Below are 19,952 nucleotides of genomic sequence, written 5' to 3'. Positions count from 1 at the left end.
TCGTTGCTACGCCGATTTTTCTCGCTCGGCCGCCGCCTTCGCTTCCTTCGCCAAAATCTTCGCGAGCACTCGCCCCGTCGCCGATTCCGGCACCCGCGCCACATGCTCGGGCGAGCCCTTCGCCACGATTCGGCCCCCTTCATCGGACGCGCCGGGCCCGAGGTCGATAATGTAATCGGCCCCTTTGATGATCGTCATGTTGTGCTCGACGACGATCAACGAGTGGCCGACAGCCAAGAGCGCGTCGAAGCAATCCATCAACTGCACGACGTCGGCGAAGTGCAGACCCGAGGTCGGCTCGTCGAGAATAAACAGCGCTCGCCCTTTGCGCGCCGCGGCCATGTAGCCGGCGAGCTTCAACCGCTGCGACTCACCGCCGCTGAGCGTGTTGGCAGGCTGGCCGAGCTGCAAATAGTCGAGACCGACATCCATCAATTTCTTGAGCCGAGCTTGCACCTTCGCGCTGCCGCGGAAGAACGTGAACGCCTCGCGAATCGTCATCTCCAGCACATCGGCGATCGACGCATTTCGAAACGTGACGTCGAGAATCTCTTTGCGGTAACGCTTTCCTCGGCACTCCGGGCACTTCATGAATACGTCGGCAAGGAACTGCATGTCGACTTCGAGATAGCCGTCTCCCTCACACCTTTCGCAACGCCCGCCGCTCACGTTGAAGCTGAAATAGCCGGCCGTGTAGTTGCGCGTCTTCGCTTCGGGCGTGTCGGCGAAGACGGCCCTAATCTCGTCGAATGCCTTCACATAAGTGACGGGATTCGAGCGAGGCGAACGACCGATCGGGCTTTGATCGACCAACACGACGTCATCGAGTTGACCATCGCCTAAGACGTCGTCGAACGGAGCGGGCCGATCCGCTTCGATATGCATGCGTCGGCAAAGAGCAGGGTAGAGCGTGTCTTGCACGAGCGTGCTTTTGCCCGAACCGCTCACGCCGGTCACGACACACAACACGCCGAGCGGAAACTCGACCGTGAGGTTCTTCAGATTGTTGCCGTGTGCGTTCGTGAGCCGAACCCAGCCATGCTCGGGCTTACGCCGCAGCGCAGGAACGGAAGCGCCGCGCCGACCGGCCAAGAAGTCGCCGGTCATATTGCCGACCGTCGCCTGCATCACATCGGGCGTCCCTTGAAACACGACTTTGCCGCCGTTGCGACCGGCGCCGGGGCCGATCTCGACAACCTGATCGGCCGCTCGAATCATCCCCTCTTCGTGTTCGACGACGACGACCGAGTTGCCCCGATCGCGCAAGCGCTTCACCGCTTCGACTAAGCGATCGGTGTCTTGCGGGTGGAGGCCGGCCGAAGGTTCGTCGAGCACGTAGAGCATGTTGACGAGGCCCGAGCCGAGCGTCGACGTGAGCGTGACCCGTTGCATTTCGCCGCCGCTCAAGGTGCGAATCGTGCGATCGAGCGTGAGATAGCCGAGACCGACCTGCTCTAAATAACCGAGACGGGTTTGCACTTGCTCGAGCATGGTTCGCCCGACGGCCGCATCGTAGTCGCTCAGCTTCAACTCGCGCAGAAACGCCGCCGCGACCGAGGTCTTGCGCGCGAGAATCTCGGCGATGTTCGCGCCGCCGATGCGCCAGGCCAGCGCGTCGGGCCGAAGCCTTGCTCCGCGGCAACTCGGGCACTCGCGGTAACTTCGCCAGCGGCTGAGAAAGACGCGAATGTGCATCTTATACTTCTTTTTCTCCAGCCAGGCGAAGAACCCCTTCAAGCCGCCGAACTTGCGCTCGGGCACCCCTTCGACGATGATCCGCATTTGCTCCGGCGTGAGCTTCTTGAACGGCACGTCGACCGGCAGATGATAATCTTTCGCGAGCGCGAGAAGCTCTTTCAATTCATGCTCATAGGCCGGCGAATTCCACGGCGCGACGGCTCCTTCGCGCAAACTCTTCTGCCCGTCCGGAACGACGAGATCCATGTCGATATCGATGACGTTGCCGAACCCTTCGCACTCCGGACAAGCACCAAGCGGGCTATTAAAACTAAACAGCCGCGGCTCAGGCTCGGGATACGTGATGCCGCATTCTTCGCAAGCTAAGCGATTCACATAACCGATTCGCCGCCAAGCGGCACCGTCGACCAAAGTAGAGTGCCCACCCAAAGCGGTAGCAGCATCGATGTGCGGAGCAGCGTCGTCCACGGCGCCGGTAGCGAGCGATTCCTCCACGTAGAGCACGCATCTTCCATCGCCGGCGGCGAAGGCCGTTTCGAGCGAGTCGCGAACGCGCTGCGTGGTCGCTTCGCCGGTGCGTAAACGATCGATCACGACGTCGAACGAGTTTTCCGAGAGATCCTCGGCGGTCGGCTGAAAGTCTTGGCTCAGGTTGACCATGCGCCCGCGCAAGAGAAGCCGCGCGAAACCGTCTTCGCGCATCGCCGCCAGCCGCTCCGGCAATTGTTCGTCGGCCTCGAGTGCGTGCGGCACGGCGATCATGAACCGCCGACCGACCGGAAGCTTCGCTAAGGCATCGGCCACGCTTTGCGGACTATCGCGTAAGACTTCCCGCCCGCAACCGTGACAAAAGAGCCGGCCGATCCGCGCGAACAAGAGTCGCAAATAATCGTTCGCTTCCGTCACCGTGCCGACGGTCGAGCGAGTCGATCGGCTCGAGTTCTTCGCCGCCACGGCGATCGAAGGGGGGAGACCTTCGATCCGTTCCGCTTGCGGTTTTTCCAAGCGTTCGAGAAATTGCCGCGTGTAGGCCGAAAAGCTTTCGATGTAGCGTCGCTGTCCTTCGGCGTAGAGCGTGTCGAAGGCGAGACTGCTCTTGCCGCTGCCGCTCAAGCCGCAAAATACGATGAGCTTTCCGCGCGGGAGATCGAGATCGATCCCCTTAAGGTTGTGCACTTCGACTTTGCGGAGTTGAATCATCCGGCTCAAGCGAGAGAACTCCCTATCGACGAAATCCGCGCGATCGTAATCCCTCAGTATAAGCCCGACTAGGGAGTGAAACCAGGGCCGCGGGATCGCACAAGTTCGTCAGGCCCGGCGAAGGAATCGTGCCGCGGCGAGACACTCGTCGGCTCCGAACGAGCTTTGTATAATTCGATGAGTATGGCTGCGAAAAAACCGTTCAATCCGTTTTACCTTTTGCTTGTGATCGCCGGCACGGCGTTTTGCATTTCGGCGTGCGCCTACGGCGTGCTCGCGATGCGCTCGCTCAGGCCGGATCGACAGGTAACCTCGGCGAGAACCGTTGTCGAGCCACCGCACCCGCTGATGTCGTTTCTCGAACGAGACGGCGAGAAACTCCTGCTCGGTGAGTTGGCGTTTCTCGCTCTATTTTCCTTTGCGGCGATGGCGACCGACGGTTATTGGACACGCCGCGCCGTGGCCGCCGACGCTCGCCTCAAAGCCACGACCACGGAGAAGCAATCATGAAAGTTACGCCGTACGAAGCCGTCAAATCGGTCGAAGTGACGATGCCCGGCTCGCACGATTGCCGCGTCCGGTGGCTCGTCGACGAGCAGGACGGCGCGCCGAATTTTGCGATGCGGCAGTTCGAGGTCGCCCCCGGCGGCTACACGCCGAAGCACAGCCATCCGTATGAACATGAAGTGTTCGTGCTGGAAGGCCAAGGCGAGATCTACGAAGGGGATGTAGCGCAACCGCTCCGGCCGGGCACGGTCGTGTTCGTCGCGCCGGACGAGGTGCATCAATTCAAGAACAACGGCTCCTCGACCCTGAAGTTTCTCTGCTTCGTCCCGAATAGCCACCGCAATCTACCCGTGACGATGGCCGCCGAATGCGCGCGGCCCGCTGCGACATGACGAAATCGCCCGCTGCGGAAATCGAGCAGCTTCGCCAAGAGATTCGCGAGCATGATCGGCGCTACTACGTCGACGCCGCGCCGACGGTCTCCGATCTGGAATACGATCGGCTGCTCGAGCGCTTGAAGGAACTCGAAGCCGCGCATCCGGAACTCGCGACGACCGATAGCCCGACGCAACGACTCGGCGATGCGCCGGTATCGGAGCTCATGCCGGTCGAACATCGCGTGACGATGATGTCGATCGACAACACCTATAGTCTGGAAGAGCTGCGCGCTTATGCCTTGCGCACCGCGAAGCACCTGCCCGACGAGAAGATCGAATGGGTCGTCGAGTTGAAGATCGACGGCGTGGCGATTTCGCTGCGCTACGATAACGGCAAGCTGGCTTATGCTGCGACGCGCGGCAATGGGCGTGTCGGCGACGACATCACGCACAACGTGCCGGCGATCCAGGGATGCTCGCAACGGCTGCGCGGTAAGAACATTCCCGAAGTGCTCGAAGTGCGCGGCGAGGTCTACATGACCAACGCCGATCTCGTGCGGCTGAACGAAGTGCAAGCGAGCCGCGGCGAAGAACCGTTTAAGAACTCGCGCAACGTGGCGTCGGGCGCCGTGCGGCTACTCGATCCGAAAATCGCGGCCGAGCGTCACTTGCGATTCTTTTGCCACGGCATCGGCGAAGTCGTCGGGCTCCGCGCAACGACGCACATGGAATTTCTCGCCGAAATCGAAAAGTATGGACTCCCGGCGACCCCGCTAGTTCGCCTTTGCCCCACGTTCGATGAAGCCATCGCATACTGCGAAGAGACGATCGAGCAATTGCACACGTTGGAATTCGAGATCGATGGGCTCGTGCTCAAGGTGAACGACTTCGAGCAGCGTCGTCGCCTGGGTGCGACGAGCAAAAGCCCTCGCTGGGCCGTGGCGTATAAGTTCGAGAAGTACGAAGCGGTGACGAAGCTCAACGGGATCCGTGTGCAAGTCGGGAAGACCGGCACGATCACCCCGGTTGCCGACCTAGCTCCGGTCGAGCTCGCCGGCACGACCGTGAGCCGGGCAAGCTTGCATAACGCCGAAGAAATCGAACGCAAAGATATTCGGATCGGCGATTTCGTCGTCGTCGAAAAAGCCGGCAAAGTGATCCCGCATATCGTGCGAGTCGAGAAGCATCTTCGCGAGACGGAACTGCCGGCGTTTCCGTTTCCGGAAGTCTGCCCGGAGTGTGGCACGCCGGTCGTGAAAGACGAAGGGGGTGTATATATCCGCTGCCCGAACTTCGCGTGTCCTGCCCAAATCAAAGAACGACTACGCCATTTCGCGGGTCGCAACGCGATGGACATCGAAGGGCTTGGAGATAAGCTCGTCGATAAGCTCGTGAACGCCGGCATCGTTCGATCGTACGGCGACCTCTATCGGCTGACGCCCGAGAAGTTGATCGGCGACGGCTTCAAAGAGAAGAGCGCGAGTTCGTTATTGTCGCAAATCGAAGCGAGCAAGAAGCGGGGCTTGGCGCGATTGCTGAACGCGATCGCGATTCGGCACGTCGGCGCGCGCACGGCAGTGATTTTGGCCGAGCACTTCGGGTCGATCGAAGCGATGGCGAAGGCGACCGCCGAGCAACTTGAGGAGATCAACGAAGTCGGCCCGACGGTCGCGGCTAGCGTGTTCGATTTCCTGCATCGCGAAGAAGGGACGAAGCTCATCGCCGACTTGCGCGAGGCCGGCGTCGACATGACGGCCGAGAAGCGCGTAGCCGCCAACACCGAGGGAAAGCTCGCCGGGAAGACGCTCGTCGTCACCGGCACGCTCACGAAATACAAACGCGACGAGATCGAAGGGCTGATCACGTCGCACGGCGGCAAGGCATCGTCGAGCGTGTCGAAGAAGACCGATTATCTCGTCGCCGGAGCTGAGGCGGGGAGCAAGCTCGAAAAGGCGCAGAAGCTCGGAGTACGAGTGCTGACCGAAGAAGAGTTCGACGCACTGCTCGCGCAAGACGATAGGTCTGCGCAAGAATAACGGGCGTCGACTACTTAAAGTCGACGCCCGTTAAACGATTTATTAAACAACCGATGTCGCGCAATTCGACGTCGGGCTTACTTCTTCGGCACGCCGAGTTCGGCAAGCTTGGCGGCGATGTCGGCACCGTGGGAACCCGTCTTCACACCCTTGTCGATGTAGAGGAGCTTGCCGTCGGCACCGATGTAGAACGTCACGCGGTTCGAGAAACCCTTGTCGTTGAGAATTCCGTAGTCGGTGGCGGTCTTCTTCGAGGGATCGCTCAAGATCGGGTAGTCGAGATCGAGCGAATTCGCAAAATCGGTATTCTTCTTCACGTCGTCGACGCTCGCGGTGAAGTAGGCGACGTTGAAGTTGCGGATCTTAGCTCCTTCGGCCTTCATGTTCTTGCACTCGGCGGTGCAACCACCGGTGAATGCTTTCGGATACCAAGCTACGACGACGGCCGACTTATCTTTGAAATCGGCGAGGTTGTAGGTCTTGCCGTCGCTGCCGACGAGCGAGAAGTCGGGAGCCGGATCGCCGGCCTTCAAGTCAGCGGCTTCGGCTCCGATGGCGAGATTCGCCAACATCAAACCCAACGCAAGCGAGAGGATCTTCTTCATAATCGGTAGGCTCCAGAGGGGCATGAGAATGCGTAGCGGTCAAACAGGAAAAATAGCCTAACACACGCCGCGCACCGAGTCTATTCGCCGCCCGATCCCCTGAATGACGGACAAACCCGTGACATTCCGAGCGCCAACCGTGATAATGTCGGAAATAATTCGGCACCGCCGACGAATGACGCTTTGAGTTTGAGTAGTTTGAGTAACGCGCTCGCACTCCATCGCGCGAGCGATTCGTTCGACCCGAGAAACTTCCGCCGGCCGAGAGAACCCTATGTCGCAGCCTTCGCCGACTCCTCCCCTTAAGAAACCGAACGACGAAGTCGAGAGCGTGATCTTGGTTTCCTATCCGAAGATCATCTTCTTGTACCCCAGCCTGATCTTCGGGTTCATCACGGCGCTGTATCTCAGCTTTTCAGACCACGCCCTGAACAAAGATCATCAGATCGTCGTGTTGTTGAACACGGTTTTTCTCGCCGTGCTGGCGGTGAATCTGGTCGTGCTGGCGTTCGACTTTCCCCGAACGACTTCGCTCACGATGTTCTTTTGCATCGCCGCCGTGATACTCGGGCTCGTATTGCTGTTCACGCTGAAGCCGGAGTTGCTGCCGGCCATTACGCAGTTGCTGGCCCGATTCCGGCCGCTCGCGAATGCAACATTCTACTGGTCGTTCACGGCGATCGTCGGCAGCATCTTTGCGATGGCGTTTCTCACGTTCAGCTTCGACTATTGGGAAGTTCGGCCGAACGAGATCTTGCACCACCACGGCTTCTTGAGCAATCTCGAACGCCGCGCCGCGCCGAACCTGCGGATCGACAAAGAGATCAACGATCTCTTCGAGTATATGTTGCTGCACTCCGGTCGTCTCATCTTGCAACCGGCCAACGAACGGGCCATCATTCTCGACAACGTTCCCTTCATCAAACACAAGGAAAAGCAAATTATGCAATTGCTCGGTGCGTTGAAGGTCGACATTCGCCAGGACGACGAAACCTAATCAGGCGCGACGCGGTCGCGGCCTCTACGAGCGCTTCGGAAAGTCGATCTGCGTTGACGCGGCACGTTTTTACCTGCGAACCGGATTGGGAATCGGCACTCGCCGACGAACTAAGACGGACGTTCGGAGACGCTGCGCAAATCGATAGGGGCGGCGGACGCGTCGAGTTGGTGCTCAACAACGAGCTTTCGTTCGCACCGACGATCGCCTTCGCGCGCCAATGCCTACCCGATGCGGAACCCGTCTCAGCCGAATCGATCGGGAAATGGGCCGACATTGCGTGCGAGCGCATCTCCGCGAAGCTCGACACACTCGATGTTCCATGGCGCTTACACATCTTCGCCACGCCGTTTGCCGACGGCTCGACGGGATTCCGGCGTGGGCAATTGATTCACGAACGGTTGTTGGAAAAACTCAAGCAAGTTCGCCGACGTTTGGCGAAGCGCATGAATGCCGAGGCGGAAGCGACGTGGCTCGACAATGAAGCACTCGTGCAAATCCTTTTGACGTCGCCGACGGAAGGATTCGTCTCCATCGTCGATGCCCCGACTCGGCAAACTCTGCGACGTTGCATCTCGCGCTTCATCGGGGGGGAGATCGAGCCGGCGGTCGATAAGGAGGCCCCATCGCGGGCTTTCGCCAAGTTGGTCGAAGCGGAGATTCGCCTCGGGCGGCCGATCGCGACGGGCGAGACCTGCGTCGACCTGGGGAGCGCGCCGGGGAGTTGGGCTTATACGGCGCTCCAGCGAGGGGCCCGCGTGACGGCGATCGATCGAAGTCCGCTCCGCGACGACTTGATGCGCCACGCGCGGTTGGAATTTCTCCAGGCCGATGCGTTTCGCTATGCACCGCCGGTGCCCGTCGATTGGCTGCTGAGCGATATCATCGCGTTTCCCGATCGGATCCGCGAGTTGCTCGCCGACTGGCTGGGCAAACGCCGTTGTCGCTTCTTTTGCGTCACGGTGAAGTTCCGCGGGCGCGATGACGACGCGGAACTCGAAGACGTCAAGCAAGTGCTCGAAGCGTCCGGCTATGAATACTGCTTGCGCCGTTTGAACGCCAACAAAAACGAAGCTACGGCGTATGGATACTTGCCGGACGAGGCGGAGTTGCGAGGCGGCGCGTCGCTGGTGTAAGTTGCGACGAGGCGTCCGCGAAATCGCAAGCGATCCACGATCTGCGGCGACGCTTCGCAGCGGTTCGGTCGACTGACCACCGGCCACTGACCACCGACCACTGCCTTAGTCGAACGAGTATTCTTCTTTCGCCAAGTTGACGAACTTCGTGTACTGCCCTTCCCATTTCACCTTCACGTCGCCGATCGGGCCGTTGCGTTGTTTGGCGACGATTAGATCGGCCTTGCCTGCGACTTTGGCTTTCTCGTCTTCGTTCGACACGTAGTACTCTTCGCGATGCACGAACATCACGACGTCGGCGTCTTGCTCGATGGCACCCGACTCCCGTAAGTGGCTGAGCTTGGGGCGGTTGTCTTTCGAGGCTTCCGCCTGCCGGTTTAACTGACTGAGGCAGAGGACCGGGACTTTCAACTCGCGCGCCATTCCCTTGAGGCGGCGGGCGATCTTCGAGACTTGTTCTTGTCGCGGATCTTTCGAGCTATCCGGCTCGATCAGCTGCAAATAATCGATCACGATCAATCGCAACCCATCGCGACGCTTCAAGCGACGGGCCGTCGCGGCGATTTCGGTCATCGTCCGGCTCGGGGAGTCGTCGATGAAGATCGGCGCTTGGCTGAGATCGCTCGAAGCTTCGATCAGCTTCTTCCGATCGCCGGACGAAAGCATGCCATTGCGGAGATTGTGACCGTTGATGCGGCCGCGCGAGCAGAGCATACGCTCGGCCAACTCGAGCCGCGACATTTCCAAGCTGACGAACAACACCGGCTGCTTGCTCTCGCCCATCGCGATGTTTTCGGCGATGTTCGCCGCGAGCGCCGTTTTGCCCATACTGGGACGAGCCGCGAGAATGATGAGCTCCGAGTCGTGTAGGCCGCCGGTTTGATTATCGAGATCGGTCAGGCCGGTCGAGATGCCGCCGATGCCGCCGCCGCGACTGATCCGGTCGTCGATCCGGAGCATCGTTTCATGCAGAATGTCGGCCATCCCCTTCACGTCGCCGGTCGCCTTCTCTTCCAAGATGCCGAACACCTTGGCTTCGGCCTGCGCGAGCAACTCGCGGGGATCCATCGATTGATCGTAGGCGTCGCGCAGGATCTCGGTCGAGGCGTGAATCAACTCGCGGACGATCGCCTTATCGCGGACGATTTCACCGTACCAAACGGCATTGGCCGCCGTCGGCACGCTTTCGGCGATGTCCATCAGAAACGACATGCCGCCGAGAACTTCGAGATCGCCTTGCGACTTCAGCCGATCGAGCAAGAGCGTGATGTCGATCTGCTTCCCCGCATTGTGCATCTCCATCATGATTTCGTAGAGCTTGCGATGCCCGGGAGAATAAAACTCCTCGGTTCGCAAGACCATCGCGACCTCGTCGCACATGCGCGGATCGAGCAACAGGCTGCCGAGTACCCCTTTTTCCGCTTCCAAGCTATGCGGCGGAGCGCGCTCCAGCAACTCGGCGGCAGGGCGCTGCGGTGCGCTATCGCGACGGGCCGGAAAACGATCTCGATCTTGCGTCGCCATGAATGAACCTGAAACCTTCCGTGTGACGCTTCGGCGCAGCGCAGGAGAGCGCATGAAAAACGGCGTCTACCGATTCGTTCTCGGTAGACGCCGCCTGATTATAACGGAGCGGAAGCTGCACGCGACTGTTAGGTCGAACTGCGAATCCCGAAGGGAGCCCAACTACTTCTTTTCCGCAGCCGGCTTGTCGGCATGGGCGTGTTCGTCGGCCACGGCCGGAACGACCCACACTTTGAGATCGCTTTCGATCTCGTGGCCGAGATGGATCTTGACCGTGTAGAGGCCGAGTTCCTTGAGCGGGCCCTTGAGGCGAACCTGATCGGCCGTGATCGTGTAGTCGGCCTTCTTGAGTGCGTTGACGATTTCCGTCGGGCCGACCGAGCCGTAGAGATGGCCTTCGTCGTTGGCGTTGGCTTCGATCGTGACGCTCTGCTTGGCCAATTCTTCGGCCATGTTTCGCAGGCCGGCCATGCGGGCCTTTTGAATCTCTTGCAGGCGAGCGCGATGCTTCTCAACCATCCGCTTGTGATGCTCGGTGGCGATGGTCGCCAAGGCTTGCGGCAAGAGATAGTTGGCCGCATAGCCGCGCTTGACGCTGACGACGTCCCCTTGCTTGCCGAGATGATCGACATCTTGGATGAGCATGAGTTCGACGCCGCCGTTGGCGGCACGGGGCAAACGCTTGTTATTCAAACCTGGCATAACGAAATCCTCGTCTTCAACGGGCCGCAAGACGGAAGCTCGCGGCGATTACAAAAATAAGTTCGTGAGATCTGCAAACTGATTATCGGTTCTAGCTCAATTCAGGCCGATCGAAATTCATTCAACCGAGCATGACTTAGAACAGGCCCTACTTAGAATGGAATGTCGCCATCGTCTACCGGTGGGCGACGCTGTCCGCCACCGGCATTGCCGCCGCCGGCATTGCCGCGACCGGCAGGAGGCCGCGAGGAACTCGAGCCGGAACTCGCGCTCGGCGGGGGACCTTCGTCGCCGCCGAATTCGCTTTCGTCAGGCCCTGGTCCGCTGCCCCCTTTTCCGCCCCCGCCCTTGCCGCCGAGCATGCGCATGTTCTCTCCGACCACGCGCAGCTTCGACCGCTTCTGACCATCTTTTTCCCAAGAGTCGAGCTTGAGCCGACCTTCGACCAAAATCTGCGAGCCCTTGTTGAGGTATTCACCGGCGATTTCGGCTTGGCGTCCCCAGAGAGTGATGTCGACGAACGTGACTTCGTCGACCCAATCTCCCTTGGCATCTTTGCGACGATCGTTCACCGCGAGGCCGATCTCCGACACCGCCGTACCCCCGGGCGTATAACGCACCTCGGGATCGCGGGTCAGATTGCCCATCAAGATGACTTTGTTGAAACTCGCCATGCTGTTCTAAGTTCTAGAGAACCGGCTCCGACGAAACGCAAACACAGGAACGGGAGACAAGCACACTGCGCCTAATCGCTTAAGGCACCTAGTCGTTCAAACCGATCGCTTCTTCCGGAATGGAAACATCGATACCGGAGGCCGCAGCGACCGGTTCCGGGCGACGGGCCTTCGCGGCGGCTTCTTGCGGCGACTGCAACGCATGGCTGACGAGCGCGTCGACGATGCGCGCATCGACCTTCAAGACCAGCGAACGAAGAATCGACTCGTTGAGCTGGCCTTCGCGATTGAAGTTGGTGAGTTCTCGGCTATCGAGACGGAAGTAGGTCAACCAATAGGTTCCCTTCCGTTGGCCGTTGATCGGATAGGCCAGTCGGCGTTCTTCCCACAGACGGCTGGCGAGAACCTCGCCACCGAATTTTTGCACCAATGCCGCGATGGCACCGGAAGTTCCATTCGGATCGCGGGCGAAGCGATTCGAGTCGAAAATAAACATCGCTTCGTAAACTTGCTTAGCCAAGACGCAACTCCTCAAAAACGTTTTTTAGGAAGAAGATGACCGGAATCAGAACGAAACGGCGAGCCTAAACGCCGAACCATCCACCACTCCACAACCTCTTACCAGCACTTCGATTGATTTTTAATTTCAGTTGTAGCGATTCATGCACGCAGCGATCCCTTCGCGAACCCAAACCTCGGCGGCCTCGGCAGCCAGCGTCACGGCGATCTCCATCTCGGTTCGTTCCGCCTTAGCGAACTTACCGAGCACGAAATCGGCCGCGTCCATCTCCGCATGCAGGTCGGCGGGCGATCCGATGCCGACTCGCAACCTCGCAAAGCCGTCTCCCCCGACGCACCGAATCGTGTCTTCCAACCCCTTCTGACCACCTGATGAGCCCTTGGCTCGAACCCGAAGCTTTCCCAGGGGAAGATTCAGATCGTCGCACACCACGAGCAAGTCGGCGTTCGTGAGCTTGTAAAAGTCGCGAGCCCCTACGACGCTCGAACCACTCCGGTTCATGAACGTGTGAGGCCAGAGCAACATGGTCCGCTCACTTCCACCCACCAATATGTCCGTCGTCTCTCCCTGGAACGCCGACTTGACTCCGGCGGCGCCGTTGCGCCGGGCCAGAGCCGCCAGAACGTCGAACCCGACGTTGTGACGCGTTCCTTCGTACTTCTTGCCGGGGTTTCCCAAGCCGACGATCAGCTTCATGCCTTTCGCGGGCCATCCCGCCGCCCCGAATCACGACTCTTACTCATCGATTCTTATTCGTCGGCAGCTTCTTCACCGGCCTTACGACCGATCACTTCCGGTTCGGCGCCGTCGCCGGCAGCCGTTTCACTGATGTCGATCGGCTTCGCACAGGAAACGATGCAAGTATGGGCATCGGTCACGAGCGTCGCACCGGTCGGCAATTCGATTTGATCGGCATTGAGGTGCGCGTCGAGCTTCAGGCCGCCGACGCGGAGAATGAGCTTCTCCGGAATCGCGACGACCAAGCACTCGATTTCGACGCTGTGCGTTTGGAAGTCGAGCACGCCGCCGTCTTTCACCCCCTGGGCATCCCCCTTGAGCTCGATCTGCACTTCCACCGTCACGCGCTCATCGGCCGAGACGCGCGTCAGGTCGAGGTGCAAGACCTCGCGACCGAACGTGTCCCATTGCAGTTCGCGAACGAACGCCTTCTCGGCGACCGCTCCTTCGAGATCGACGACGCGGGCACCGTGGCGAACCAGGGCCTTCACCTCATCCGACCCAAGCGCGAGATTCATGCTCGGCTGGCCGTGACCGTATAGCACCGCCGGGACTTTGCCCGCGCGGCGAAGCCGATGCATGTTACGAGAACCGGTTTCTTCACGCAGACTGACGTGGAACACTTCCGACATGGATGACACCCGAAAAAAACGATCTCAAATGCGAGAAATTATGCGATCGCCAAGCGAAACTCGCGTGGCGTGATGACCGACGTAAACCCAAACCCATCTTAGAAACGCCGGATACCGGCCGGGGAAACGCAAGCTTTACGTTTCGACAGCACGACTCCAACACTCGCTACTCCAGCGTAAAAACGGCGCGTCGCGCGTCTTGCGATGGGTATGACGGTGCCGCTAGCGGACCGCCGAGTCGGTCTATTCTCCAAGAATTCGACTTATTAGCAACCCCAGGGGAACGAGAAAATTAGGGGCGACTGCTGGAGCCTTTTCGAGACAGAAAAAACCGAGATTCGCCCTTCAGATTCTCGCTAAAGAAAGACCTCGATCTGAGTGGAAGCTGCTCGGCAAACTCTACTTATTCGGACCATTTCCATCTGGTCTATAAAGATGAAGCAGGCCGACCAAGTCGACGCCGGGATCGCAGCCTTTCCGCGATCACTTAATGCGACGGTCAGCTAGAAAACATTTGACAACCGCCGGTCAACTTTGTATTTTATCGCTACTGAGACTCATTATCATCAAGAAACGGGCATCGAGCAAGGATTGCTCATGGTTTCGCCAACGTCTTGCCTGAGTTTTCTGCCCAGAGAGGCAGGATTTCGTTCCCCAACACTCATGCATGCACAGGGCACAACCATGTATATGACCGACTCCGACCAGCCGGAGTTCCGCACTTCCGAGCCGCAATTTTCCGAATCGACCGATGCCGGCGCCGAGCTTCCCATGGCGGCGCGAATCATCAACTCCAAGAGCCTGTTCGGCGAGTCCCGAATCATCCACATCGAGCACCGCGGCATGATCTACCGCATGTCGATCACCAATCAAAACCGCCTCATCTTGCAGAAATGATCCTCCTGCATTCGGCATGCAGAAGTCACCTCTCGCCTCTCTCCCCACCCTTAGACGGCATCGTTTTCTGGAGTTAACGAAGATGGATTTTTCGACGACGGAACAAGACGATTCGCAACTGCTGCACGAAGCGATGTATCGTCACTACGAGCACGGCGAACTGCCGCAATGCGAAGAGCTTTTGCGCGTAGCCTTGCTTCGCTTCCCGGACGACGGCCGCTTCATCCAGTTGCAGGGCTTGCTCTGGCACGCGCAACGCCGCTATTCGTCGGCCTGCCGCGCATTCGAAGTCGCCTCGACGCTGGTCCCCCTTTCGCCCGCCGCGCAGCTGGCGATGGCCGACGTGTATCGACGCTGCGGCAAGAAAGACGATGCGAGAACGATCTTAAACTTTCTCGTCACGCGTTCCGATCTTCCGGCGATCATGCTTCCCGGCCTGACCGCCGCGTTGGGGCTCATCGGCGAATACCAGCAAGCGCTCGAAGTTTGCCGCGATGCTTCGCAGCGCGAGCCCGAGCAAGACGAAGCGTTGTACGCGATGGCGTACTATATGAATAAGCTCGATTACCCGCTGGAGTGCGTGGTGCCGCTGTTGCGGCGCGCCATCTCGCTCGCTCCCGACTCGCGTCTGTATCGCATCAGCCTGGCGGTGCTCTGTGCTCGCTCCGGTAATTGGGAAGAGTCGTACATGCTCTTCGCGCCGCTGCGGATTGCGGACATGAACTGCCAAACGTGCGTGCGGTTCATGGCGCGCGTGTTCGAGCGCCACGGCGACATCGCCAGGCGCGACTCCGCGCTCGCACGGCTCGCCCAACACTCGCTCGATCGCGCGCGCAGCGGCGCCGGAGCGAAGCAGCTCGATACCGCTCACGCCGGTCGAAATGCCGTCGAAATGCCTCGAACCCGAGGAATATGACCCATGGAACTCTTGCGTCTTACCGCCGTCCATTTCGGCGTCGCCATGGCGATGAGCCTGGGCTTCGTGATCGCACCGATCGCACGCCGACTCTTCATCGAGGCGGCCGATCGCGTCTTTAAGGTTCGGCATCGCCGGAGCGAGCGCTGGCTGATGGAAGTCCGCACGCTCGAAAAGACGTTGACCGACGAGCGGCCGCCGCTACGCACCTACGACCCGCTGCGGCGTGGCACGCAACGCCCGGCGCCGACACGATAAGCATCGCTCGATGAACGCCGTTCATTCAACAACACGGCCGCCGCGCGATGATCGCCACGGCGGCCGTTGTTCGTAATGTCGCTGGTTAATGGCAAACCTAACCGCGAGCGGCGGCTTATTTCTTCGTCGCTACCTTGTCTCCGCCGATCTCGAACGTCAGCGAGGTGTAATCTTTCAGCACATCGTATTTCTTGCCGTCGAGTTCGCCGGGCTTTTTCGTCGTCGTGCCGACGTAGCAACGATACGTTCCCCCACCGACGAGCGGCCAATGAGCCGTTCCGGTCGAGTCGGTCTTGAATTCCACGCTTTTGCCGTCCGGAATATCGGCCTTAATCTTTGCATCGGCGAGCGGCTTACCGAGAAACAACGCCTGCAACTTCACGGCTTCCCCTTCGACCGATGCGATGAGTTCGATACGCAGGTCTTTATTAGGAGTCGAATCTTGCCAAGCTGCCGGCGCACCGACGAGGCTCTTCGCAGTGTAGCGCAACAGCGACGCCGGACTATTTCCGAATTGAATGACGCCGTAATCGCATTGCCCGATGATGGCCGACGGAGCCTTGCCCGTGATCTTGGCCCGATATTCTTTTTCCGTAGTGTCGAGCGGCAATGCCAGCGGTTCGAGAACGCCCCCGGTTCGGGCCCAATACTTCGTGGCCTTGATCTTGTCGACGAGGTCGATATCCCAACCGCCCGACTCGCCGAAGCCGCTGCGCACCAGCAATTGGCCTTCTTTGGCAGTCGTTTCGATCCAGACGAAATGCGCACCGGCCGACGATACGCCGACCAACAACGCAGCCAATCCCAACAACGAACGAGACGTCATTCGCTTCCACATAAAATCACCGTTTCGATAAAACCAAGAGTTGTTTCGAACCGCGCTCGACGGACGACGGCGGTTCACATGAGCTTGGCTACCGGCCCTGCGGATGGCTCGCTCCCGAGCGGCTTATTATGAAGCATGCGCGTTAGGTAAACAACCGGCTCACCGATTCGTTGCGATGAATCCGCTTGATCGCCTCGCCCAAGAGCGGGGCAACGCTGAGGATCGTCATCTTCGGCAGCTTTCGTTCCGGAAGCAGCGGAATCGTGTCGGTTAGAATCACTTTTTTGATCGGAGCTTGCTGCAAGTTCGCGATGGCGTTGCCGCAGAGAATGCCGTGCGTCGTGGCGACGTAGATTTCTCGCGCACCTGCTTCCGCCACCTTCTCCGCGGCGCCGCAAATCGACCCGGCCGTGCTGATCATGTCGTCGAACATGAGACAAATCTTTCCCTCGATCGGCGCGCCGAGGATGTTCTCTTGCTTCGTCTTCTCCGCGCTCGAGCGGCGCTTATCGACGATCGCCAAGCGAACTCCCATCCGTTTCGCATGCCCCAGCGCACGCTTGATGCTCCCCTCGTCGGGACTCACCACGACGACGTCGTCGAGCGCGAAGTTCATCTCCTTGAAGTGATCGTTTAAGACCGGCGCGGCGTATAAGTGGTCGACCGGCAAATCGAAGAAGCCTTGAATCTGCGCGGCATGCAGATCCATCGTCAACACGCGATCGGCTCCGGAACGCTCGATCAGATTCGCGACGAGCTTCGCCGTGATCGGCACTCGGCCTTCATCCTTGCGATCTTGCCGCGCGTAACCGAAGTACGGAATTACGGCCGTTACGCGCTCGGCGCTTGCACGCTTGCACGTGTCGATCATGACGAGCAATTCCATCAAGGTCTCGTTCACCGGCGAACAGGTGCTTTGCACGAGATAGACATCGCGCCCGCGCACGTTTTCTTCGAGCTTGCACGAGATCTCACTGTCGGGAAAACTCGTCAGGGCGAGATGCCCCTGAGGAATGCCGACATATTCGCAAATCCGCGCCGTGAGCGACGGATTGGAACGCCCGCTGAAGATTTTGAGGTCGTTCATCACATAACCCATGGAGTTAGCTTCGCCCCTTCATCGCCGCTTCTACGATGGCGAGTTCGTCGGTGGTATTGATGCTGAGAGTTTCGCGAGGGGTGAGCACGGCCAGCGCGTCGACTTCGTCTCCCGCCGCGCGCAGAATGCCGGGACAGTCCGTGAGATAATACTCTTTCTGAGCATTGTCGGCACGCAACCGCTCGAGCGAGCGCAGCAAAGCCTGGCTCGTGAAGACGTAGCAACTCATATTCACTTCCGTGATCCGACGCTGCTCCGGCGTGGCATCCTTTTCTTCGACGATCCCGACGAACTTCCCCGAGGCATCGCGGACGATGCGCCCCAGGCCGGTGGGGTCTTCCTTATGAGCGGTTCCGAGCAAGCAAGCGGTTCCGTTTCGTTGGTGCTCTGCCAGCAACGCCGAGATGGATTCGGGACGGATCAAAGGAGAATCGCCGGCAACGATGACGACTTGCCCCGAGAAACCTGCGAGCGCATCCCGACACATCATCACGGCATGCCCGGTCCCCTTGCGCTCGGTTTGTTCGACGAAGACAAGACCCGGCCGACCGGCCAAATGTTCGCGAACCAATTCCGATCGATAGCCGACGACGACGATCGTTTGCGCGATGCCGCAGGCGGCGAGCATGTCGACGACGTAATCGATCATCGGCCGCCCGTCGACCGGAACCAGCACTTTCGGCAAGTCCGACTTCATGCGCGTCCCCTGCCCGGCCGCCAACACGATGGCTCGTACTTCGCTCATAGTCCCTTGCGCTCCATTGCCGTAATCCCCCGCCCTCGCTCCAGCGAGGCACGCCGTATCTTGCCCGGAACTTCATTCCGAAACTAGGGGCGAACGGGACTTCGGAAGCGAGCCGCCGACGTGCTTAGCTACGCGGTTCTTTAAGCGTGAGCAACGGGAAGTACGCCCGAAATCCGCATCGCCCCCGGTCGTCGCTCGTACCGCTCAGGCAAACTTTAACGCCAGTGCGACTCGGAGCAGGCAACGAGCTGCCCGGATTCGCTTGCCGACCCTTGACGATCACCGAAACGGAAGGCACACTTGGAAGTCTGTCGCCGTCGGAGAAGCGCGTAACCAACACGCTTCGAATTCCGCCCGGCGGCCGCGCGAGGGCGATTAGCTCAGTTGGTTAGAGCACTAGCTCGACAAGCTAGGGGTCACAGGTTCGAGTCCTGTATCGCCCACTTCTTATCTAGTAACGACTTAGGACCTCGCACGGCGAGTTTCCCTGGTAATCTCCAAACGTGGACATCCACGCTTGGGAACTTATCTCGGAGATTCAGCCAGTGCCAAAGCTCGTCAGTAGGCCCCCGAAATACTCGCGTCATCGACGCTCGGGCCAAGCGTTCGTCCGCCTAGAGGGACGGCAGGTACCCCTCGGCCCGTGGAGCAATAGCCCCAAGTCGGCCAGCCGCCTCGCGTACGATCGGATCGTCGGCGAATGGATGGCGAACGGCCGGTCGATGCCACGCACCAACAGCGGCTTCCCGCCCCTGCTGCTCAGCGAACTACTCGTCAAGTACCTCGCCTTCGCGGAACCCTATTACGGCGGCAGGATCGACGGGATCAAGATCGCCCTACGCTATCTCCGCACGACTTACGGCAGCACTCAGGCTGAGGACTTCGGGCCGCTCGCTCTCCAAGCGATCATCCAACGGATGGTGGCCGACGACCTATCCCGCTCGTACATTCAGAGCCTCATTCGCAACGTGCGTCGCATCTTCAAGTGGGCGGCAGCCAATCAGCTTGTGGCCGTGACCACGCTCCAAGCTCTCCAATGCGTCTCCGGTCCCAGGAAGGGCAAGGGCGAGGCTCGCGAAACGAAGCCCGTCGTACCGGTCGACGATGCCGTGGTCGAGTCCACGCTGCCGCACCTGCCCCCGGTCGTGGCCGATATGGTCCGGCTGCAACGGCTCGTCGGCTGTCGGCCTACGGAACTCTGCATCATGCGTCCGTGCGACGTCGATCGTAAGGGCGACGTGTGGTCCTATCGCCCCTCGCATCACAAGACCGAGCATCACGGCCACGATCGTCGCATCATGTTCGGCCCGAAGGCACAAGCGATCTTGCTTCCGTATCTCGATCGCCCCGCTACCGACTACTGCTTCTCGCCGGCGGAAGTCGTCGCTCAGCAGAATGCCGACAAGATGAAGAATCCGGATGCCGCTGTGAGGCGTCGTACACGCAAGCCTAAGCGTGCCCCGGGTCTCTGCTACAGCGAGGACACCTATCGTCGTGCGATCACGCGAGCGTGCGAGCAGGCGTTCGGCATGCCCATCGAGCTACGTGCGGCGTCGAAGGAATACTCGGCCGCGTATCAACGCCACAAGCGAGCGAAGCAACCGATGCCTGAAGCGTTGCTCAAGGCGGAAGAGACTCGCCGCGAGGAAGCGAACCTCTGGCGGGAGCGATGGACATGGGCTCCGAATCGACTTCGCCATTCGGCCGCTACCGAGATCCGTGAGAAGTTCGGGCTCGAAGCCGCGTCGAACGTGCTCGGTCATTCGAGAGCAGACATCACTCAGATGTACGCGGCTCGCGACTGGAAGACTGCCGAGCGTGTGGCGCGTGAACTCGGCTAACGAAAAAACCCATCGGCATGAAAA

At 59.7% G+C, this 19,952-nt stretch carries 20 protein-coding genes and 1 tRNA gene; 10 read left to right on the top strand and 11 right to left on the bottom strand.

Going from position 1 to position 19,952, the window contains the following annotated elements:
- Window positions 1-6: 6 nt before the first annotated feature.
- A complete protein-coding gene (gene uvrA / locus K8U03_06095; GenBank protein ID MCE9604462.1) occupies window positions 7-2,898 on the bottom strand; it encodes an excinuclease ABC subunit UvrA in 2,892 nt (963 codons plus the stop codon).
- A gap of 183 nt (window positions 2,899-3,081) precedes the next feature.
- Here uvrA and K8U03_06090 point away from each other — a divergent pair, with 183 nt between their 5' ends.
- The 3 genes from K8U03_06090 to ligA are packed head-to-tail and all read left to right on the top strand — an operon-like array spanning window position 3,082 to window position 5,818.
- Window positions 3,082-3,408 (top strand): hypothetical protein, encoded by a 327-nt coding sequence (locus K8U03_06090; GenBank protein MCE9604461.1) that lies wholly within the window; start codon window positions 3,082-3,084, stop codon window positions 3,406-3,408.
- On the top strand, window positions 3,405-3,797 hold the full coding sequence (locus K8U03_06085) for a cupin domain-containing protein (protein MCE9604460.1): 393 nt from the start codon (window positions 3,405-3,407) through the stop codon (window positions 3,795-3,797). Before K8U03_06090 ends, K8U03_06085 begins: the two co-directional genes overlap by 4 nt.
- A complete protein-coding gene (ligA, locus tag K8U03_06080; protein MCE9604459.1) occupies window positions 3,794-5,818 on the top strand; it encodes an NAD-dependent DNA ligase LigA in 2,025 nt (674 codons plus the stop codon). The genes K8U03_06085 and ligA overlap by 4 nt, the downstream gene beginning before the upstream one ends.
- 77 nt (window positions 5,819-5,895) lie before the next feature.
- Here ligA and K8U03_06075 read toward each other — a convergent pair whose 3' ends face one another.
- Window positions 5,896-6,423 carry a redoxin domain-containing protein gene (locus K8U03_06075; GenBank protein ID MCE9604458.1) on the bottom strand — a complete coding sequence of 176 codons (528 nt, stop codon included), beginning with the start codon at window positions 6,421-6,423 and terminating at the stop codon, window positions 5,896-5,898.
- Between the two features lie 274 nt (window positions 6,424-6,697).
- Between K8U03_06075 and K8U03_06070 the strand changes: the two genes are divergently transcribed.
- Complete coding sequence (locus K8U03_06070; protein MCE9604457.1) at window positions 6,698-7,420, top strand: hypothetical protein; 723 nt, start codon at window positions 6,698-6,700, stop codon at window positions 7,418-7,420.
- Window positions 7,421-7,473: 53 nt separating this feature from the next.
- Window positions 7,474-8,556: a hypothetical protein gene (locus K8U03_06065; protein ID MCE9604456.1), complete on the top strand. Its 1,083-nt coding sequence runs from the start codon at window positions 7,474-7,476 to the stop codon at window positions 8,554-8,556.
- Window positions 8,557-8,661: 105 nt separating this feature from the next.
- Here K8U03_06065 and dnaB read toward each other — a convergent pair whose 3' ends face one another.
- The 6 genes from dnaB to K8U03_06035 all read right to left on the bottom strand — a co-directional run bounded on the left by dnaB (window position 8,662) and on the right by K8U03_06035 (window position 13,346).
- Window positions 8,662-10,080, bottom strand: coding sequence for a replicative DNA helicase (gene dnaB / locus K8U03_06060; protein MCE9604455.1), 1,419 nt, complete (start codon window positions 10,078-10,080; stop codon window positions 8,662-8,664).
- A gap of 162 nt (window positions 10,081-10,242) precedes the next feature.
- Window positions 10,243-10,782: a 50S ribosomal protein L9 gene (gene rplI / locus K8U03_06055; GenBank protein ID MCE9604454.1), complete on the bottom strand. Its 540-nt coding sequence runs from the start codon at window positions 10,780-10,782 to the stop codon at window positions 10,243-10,245.
- 152 nt (window positions 10,783-10,934) lie between these two features.
- Window positions 10,935-11,456 (bottom strand): single-stranded DNA-binding protein, encoded by a 522-nt coding sequence (ssb, locus tag K8U03_06050; GenBank protein ID MCE9604453.1) that lies wholly within the window; start codon window positions 11,454-11,456, stop codon window positions 10,935-10,937.
- 88 nt (window positions 11,457-11,544) lie between these two features.
- Complete coding sequence (gene rpsF / locus K8U03_06045; GenBank protein ID MCE9604452.1) at window positions 11,545-11,976, bottom strand: 30S ribosomal protein S6; 432 nt, start codon at window positions 11,974-11,976, stop codon at window positions 11,545-11,547.
- A gap of 126 nt (window positions 11,977-12,102) precedes the next feature.
- Window positions 12,103-12,672 carry an aminoacyl-tRNA hydrolase gene (gene pth, locus K8U03_06040; GenBank protein ID MCE9604451.1) on the bottom strand — a complete coding sequence of 190 codons (570 nt, stop codon included), beginning with the start codon at window positions 12,670-12,672 and terminating at the stop codon, window positions 12,103-12,105.
- A 53-nt stretch (window positions 12,673-12,725) separates the two neighbouring features.
- Window positions 12,726-13,346, bottom strand: coding sequence for a 50S ribosomal protein L25 (locus K8U03_06035; GenBank protein ID MCE9604450.1), 621 nt, complete (start codon window positions 13,344-13,346; stop codon window positions 12,726-12,728).
- 771 nt (window positions 13,347-14,117) lie between these two features.
- Here K8U03_06035 and K8U03_06030 point away from each other — a divergent pair.
- From K8U03_06030 to K8U03_06020, 3 genes are all read left to right on the top strand, one after another.
- Window positions 14,118-14,243 (top strand): hemin uptake protein HemP, encoded by a 126-nt coding sequence (locus tag K8U03_06030; protein MCE9604449.1) that lies wholly within the window; start codon window positions 14,118-14,120, stop codon window positions 14,241-14,243.
- Between the two features lie 82 nt (window positions 14,244-14,325).
- Window positions 14,326-15,159: a hypothetical protein gene (locus K8U03_06025; GenBank protein MCE9604448.1), complete on the top strand. Its 834-nt coding sequence runs from the start codon at window positions 14,326-14,328 to the stop codon at window positions 15,157-15,159.
- A 3-nt stretch (window positions 15,160-15,162) separates the two neighbouring features.
- Window positions 15,163-15,417, top strand: a complete 255-nt coding sequence (locus K8U03_06020; GenBank protein MCE9604447.1) for a hypothetical protein — start codon at window positions 15,163-15,165, stop codon at window positions 15,415-15,417.
- A 115-nt stretch (window positions 15,418-15,532) separates the two neighbouring features.
- Here K8U03_06020 and K8U03_06015 read toward each other — a convergent pair whose 3' ends face one another.
- The 3 genes from K8U03_06015 to K8U03_06005 form a co-directional block, all read right to left on the bottom strand.
- On the bottom strand, window positions 15,533-16,243 hold the full coding sequence (locus tag K8U03_06015) for a hypothetical protein (GenBank protein ID MCE9604446.1): 711 nt from the start codon (window positions 16,241-16,243) through the stop codon (window positions 15,533-15,535).
- A 142-nt stretch (window positions 16,244-16,385) separates the two neighbouring features.
- A complete protein-coding gene (locus tag K8U03_06010) occupies window positions 16,386-17,330 on the bottom strand; it encodes a ribose-phosphate pyrophosphokinase (protein MCE9604445.1) in 945 nt (314 codons plus the stop codon).
- Between the two features lie 16 nt (window positions 17,331-17,346).
- On the bottom strand, window positions 17,347-18,087 hold the full coding sequence (locus tag K8U03_06005) for an NTP transferase domain-containing protein (protein ID MCE9604444.1): 741 nt from the start codon (window positions 18,085-18,087) through the stop codon (window positions 17,347-17,349).
- 369 nt (window positions 18,088-18,456) lie between these two features.
- Between K8U03_06005 and K8U03_06000 the strand changes: the two genes are divergently transcribed.
- Window positions 18,457-18,530: transfer RNA gene (locus tag K8U03_06000), tRNA-Val, on the top strand.
- Between the two features lie 279 nt (window positions 18,531-18,809).
- A complete protein-coding gene (locus K8U03_05995) occupies window positions 18,810-19,928 on the top strand; it encodes a site-specific integrase (GenBank protein ID MCE9604443.1) in 1,119 nt (372 codons plus the stop codon).
- Window positions 19,929-19,952 lie beyond the last annotated feature (24 nt).

It is taken from the genome of Planctomycetia bacterium, from assembly GCA_021413845.1.
GTDB lineage: Bacteria > Planctomycetota > Planctomycetia > Pirellulales > PNKZ01 > PNKZ01.
This window is presented reverse-complemented; position numbering and strand designations above follow the sequence as displayed.

Excerpts from the sequence above, each read along its gene's own strand:
- K8U03_06010 (MCE9604445.1), bottom strand. The coding sequence starts at position 17,330 with ATGAACGACCTCAAAATCTTCAGCGGGCGTTCCAATCCGTCGCTCACG.
- K8U03_06015 (MCE9604446.1), bottom strand. The coding sequence starts at position 16,243 with ATGACGTCTCGTTCGTTGTTGGGATTGGCTGCGTTGTTGGTCGGCGTA.
- rplI (MCE9604454.1), bottom strand. The coding sequence starts at position 10,782 with ATGCCAGGTTTGAATAACAAGCGTTTGCCCCGTGCCGCCAACGGCGGC.
- dnaB (MCE9604455.1), bottom strand. The coding sequence starts at position 10,080 with ATGGCGACGCAAGATCGAGATCGTTTTCCGGCCCGTCGCGATAGCGCA.
- K8U03_06070 (MCE9604457.1), top strand. The coding sequence starts at position 6,698 with ATGTCGCAGCCTTCGCCGACTCCTCCCCTTAAGAAACCGAACGACGAA.
- ssb (MCE9604453.1), bottom strand. The coding sequence starts at position 11,456 with ATGGCGAGTTTCAACAAAGTCATCTTGATGGGCAATCTGACCCGCGAT.
- K8U03_05995 (MCE9604443.1), top strand. The coding sequence starts at position 18,810 with ATGCCACGCACCAACAGCGGCTTCCCGCCCCTGCTGCTCAGCGAACTA.
- K8U03_06025 (MCE9604448.1), top strand. The coding sequence starts at position 14,326 with ATGGATTTTTCGACGACGGAACAAGACGATTCGCAACTGCTGCACGAA.
- K8U03_06075 (MCE9604458.1), bottom strand. The coding sequence starts at position 6,423 with ATGAAGAAGATCCTCTCGCTTGCGTTGGGTTTGATGTTGGCGAATCTC.
- pth (MCE9604451.1), bottom strand. The coding sequence starts at position 12,672 with ATGAAGCTGATCGTCGGCTTGGGAAACCCCGGCAAGAAGTACGAAGGA.
- uvrA (MCE9604462.1), bottom strand. The coding sequence starts at position 2,898 with ATGATTCAACTCCGCAAAGTCGAAGTGCACAACCTTAAGGGGATCGAT.
- K8U03_06035 (MCE9604450.1), bottom strand. The coding sequence starts at position 13,346 with ATGTCGGAAGTGTTCCACGTCAGTCTGCGTGAAGAAACCGGTTCTCGT.
- ligA (MCE9604459.1), top strand. The coding sequence starts at position 3,794 with ATGACGAAATCGCCCGCTGCGGAAATCGAGCAGCTTCGCCAAGAGATT.
- K8U03_06020 (MCE9604447.1), top strand. The coding sequence starts at position 15,163 with ATGGAACTCTTGCGTCTTACCGCCGTCCATTTCGGCGTCGCCATGGCG.
- K8U03_06085 (MCE9604460.1), top strand. The coding sequence starts at position 3,405 with ATGAAAGTTACGCCGTACGAAGCCGTCAAATCGGTCGAAGTGACGATG.
- K8U03_06005 (MCE9604444.1), bottom strand. The coding sequence starts at position 18,087 with ATGAGCGAAGTACGAGCCATCGTGTTGGCGGCCGGGCAGGGGACGCGC.
- K8U03_06090 (MCE9604461.1), top strand. The coding sequence starts at position 3,082 with ATGGCTGCGAAAAAACCGTTCAATCCGTTTTACCTTTTGCTTGTGATC.
- K8U03_06030 (MCE9604449.1), top strand. The coding sequence starts at position 14,118 with ATGGCGGCGCGAATCATCAACTCCAAGAGCCTGTTCGGCGAGTCCCGA.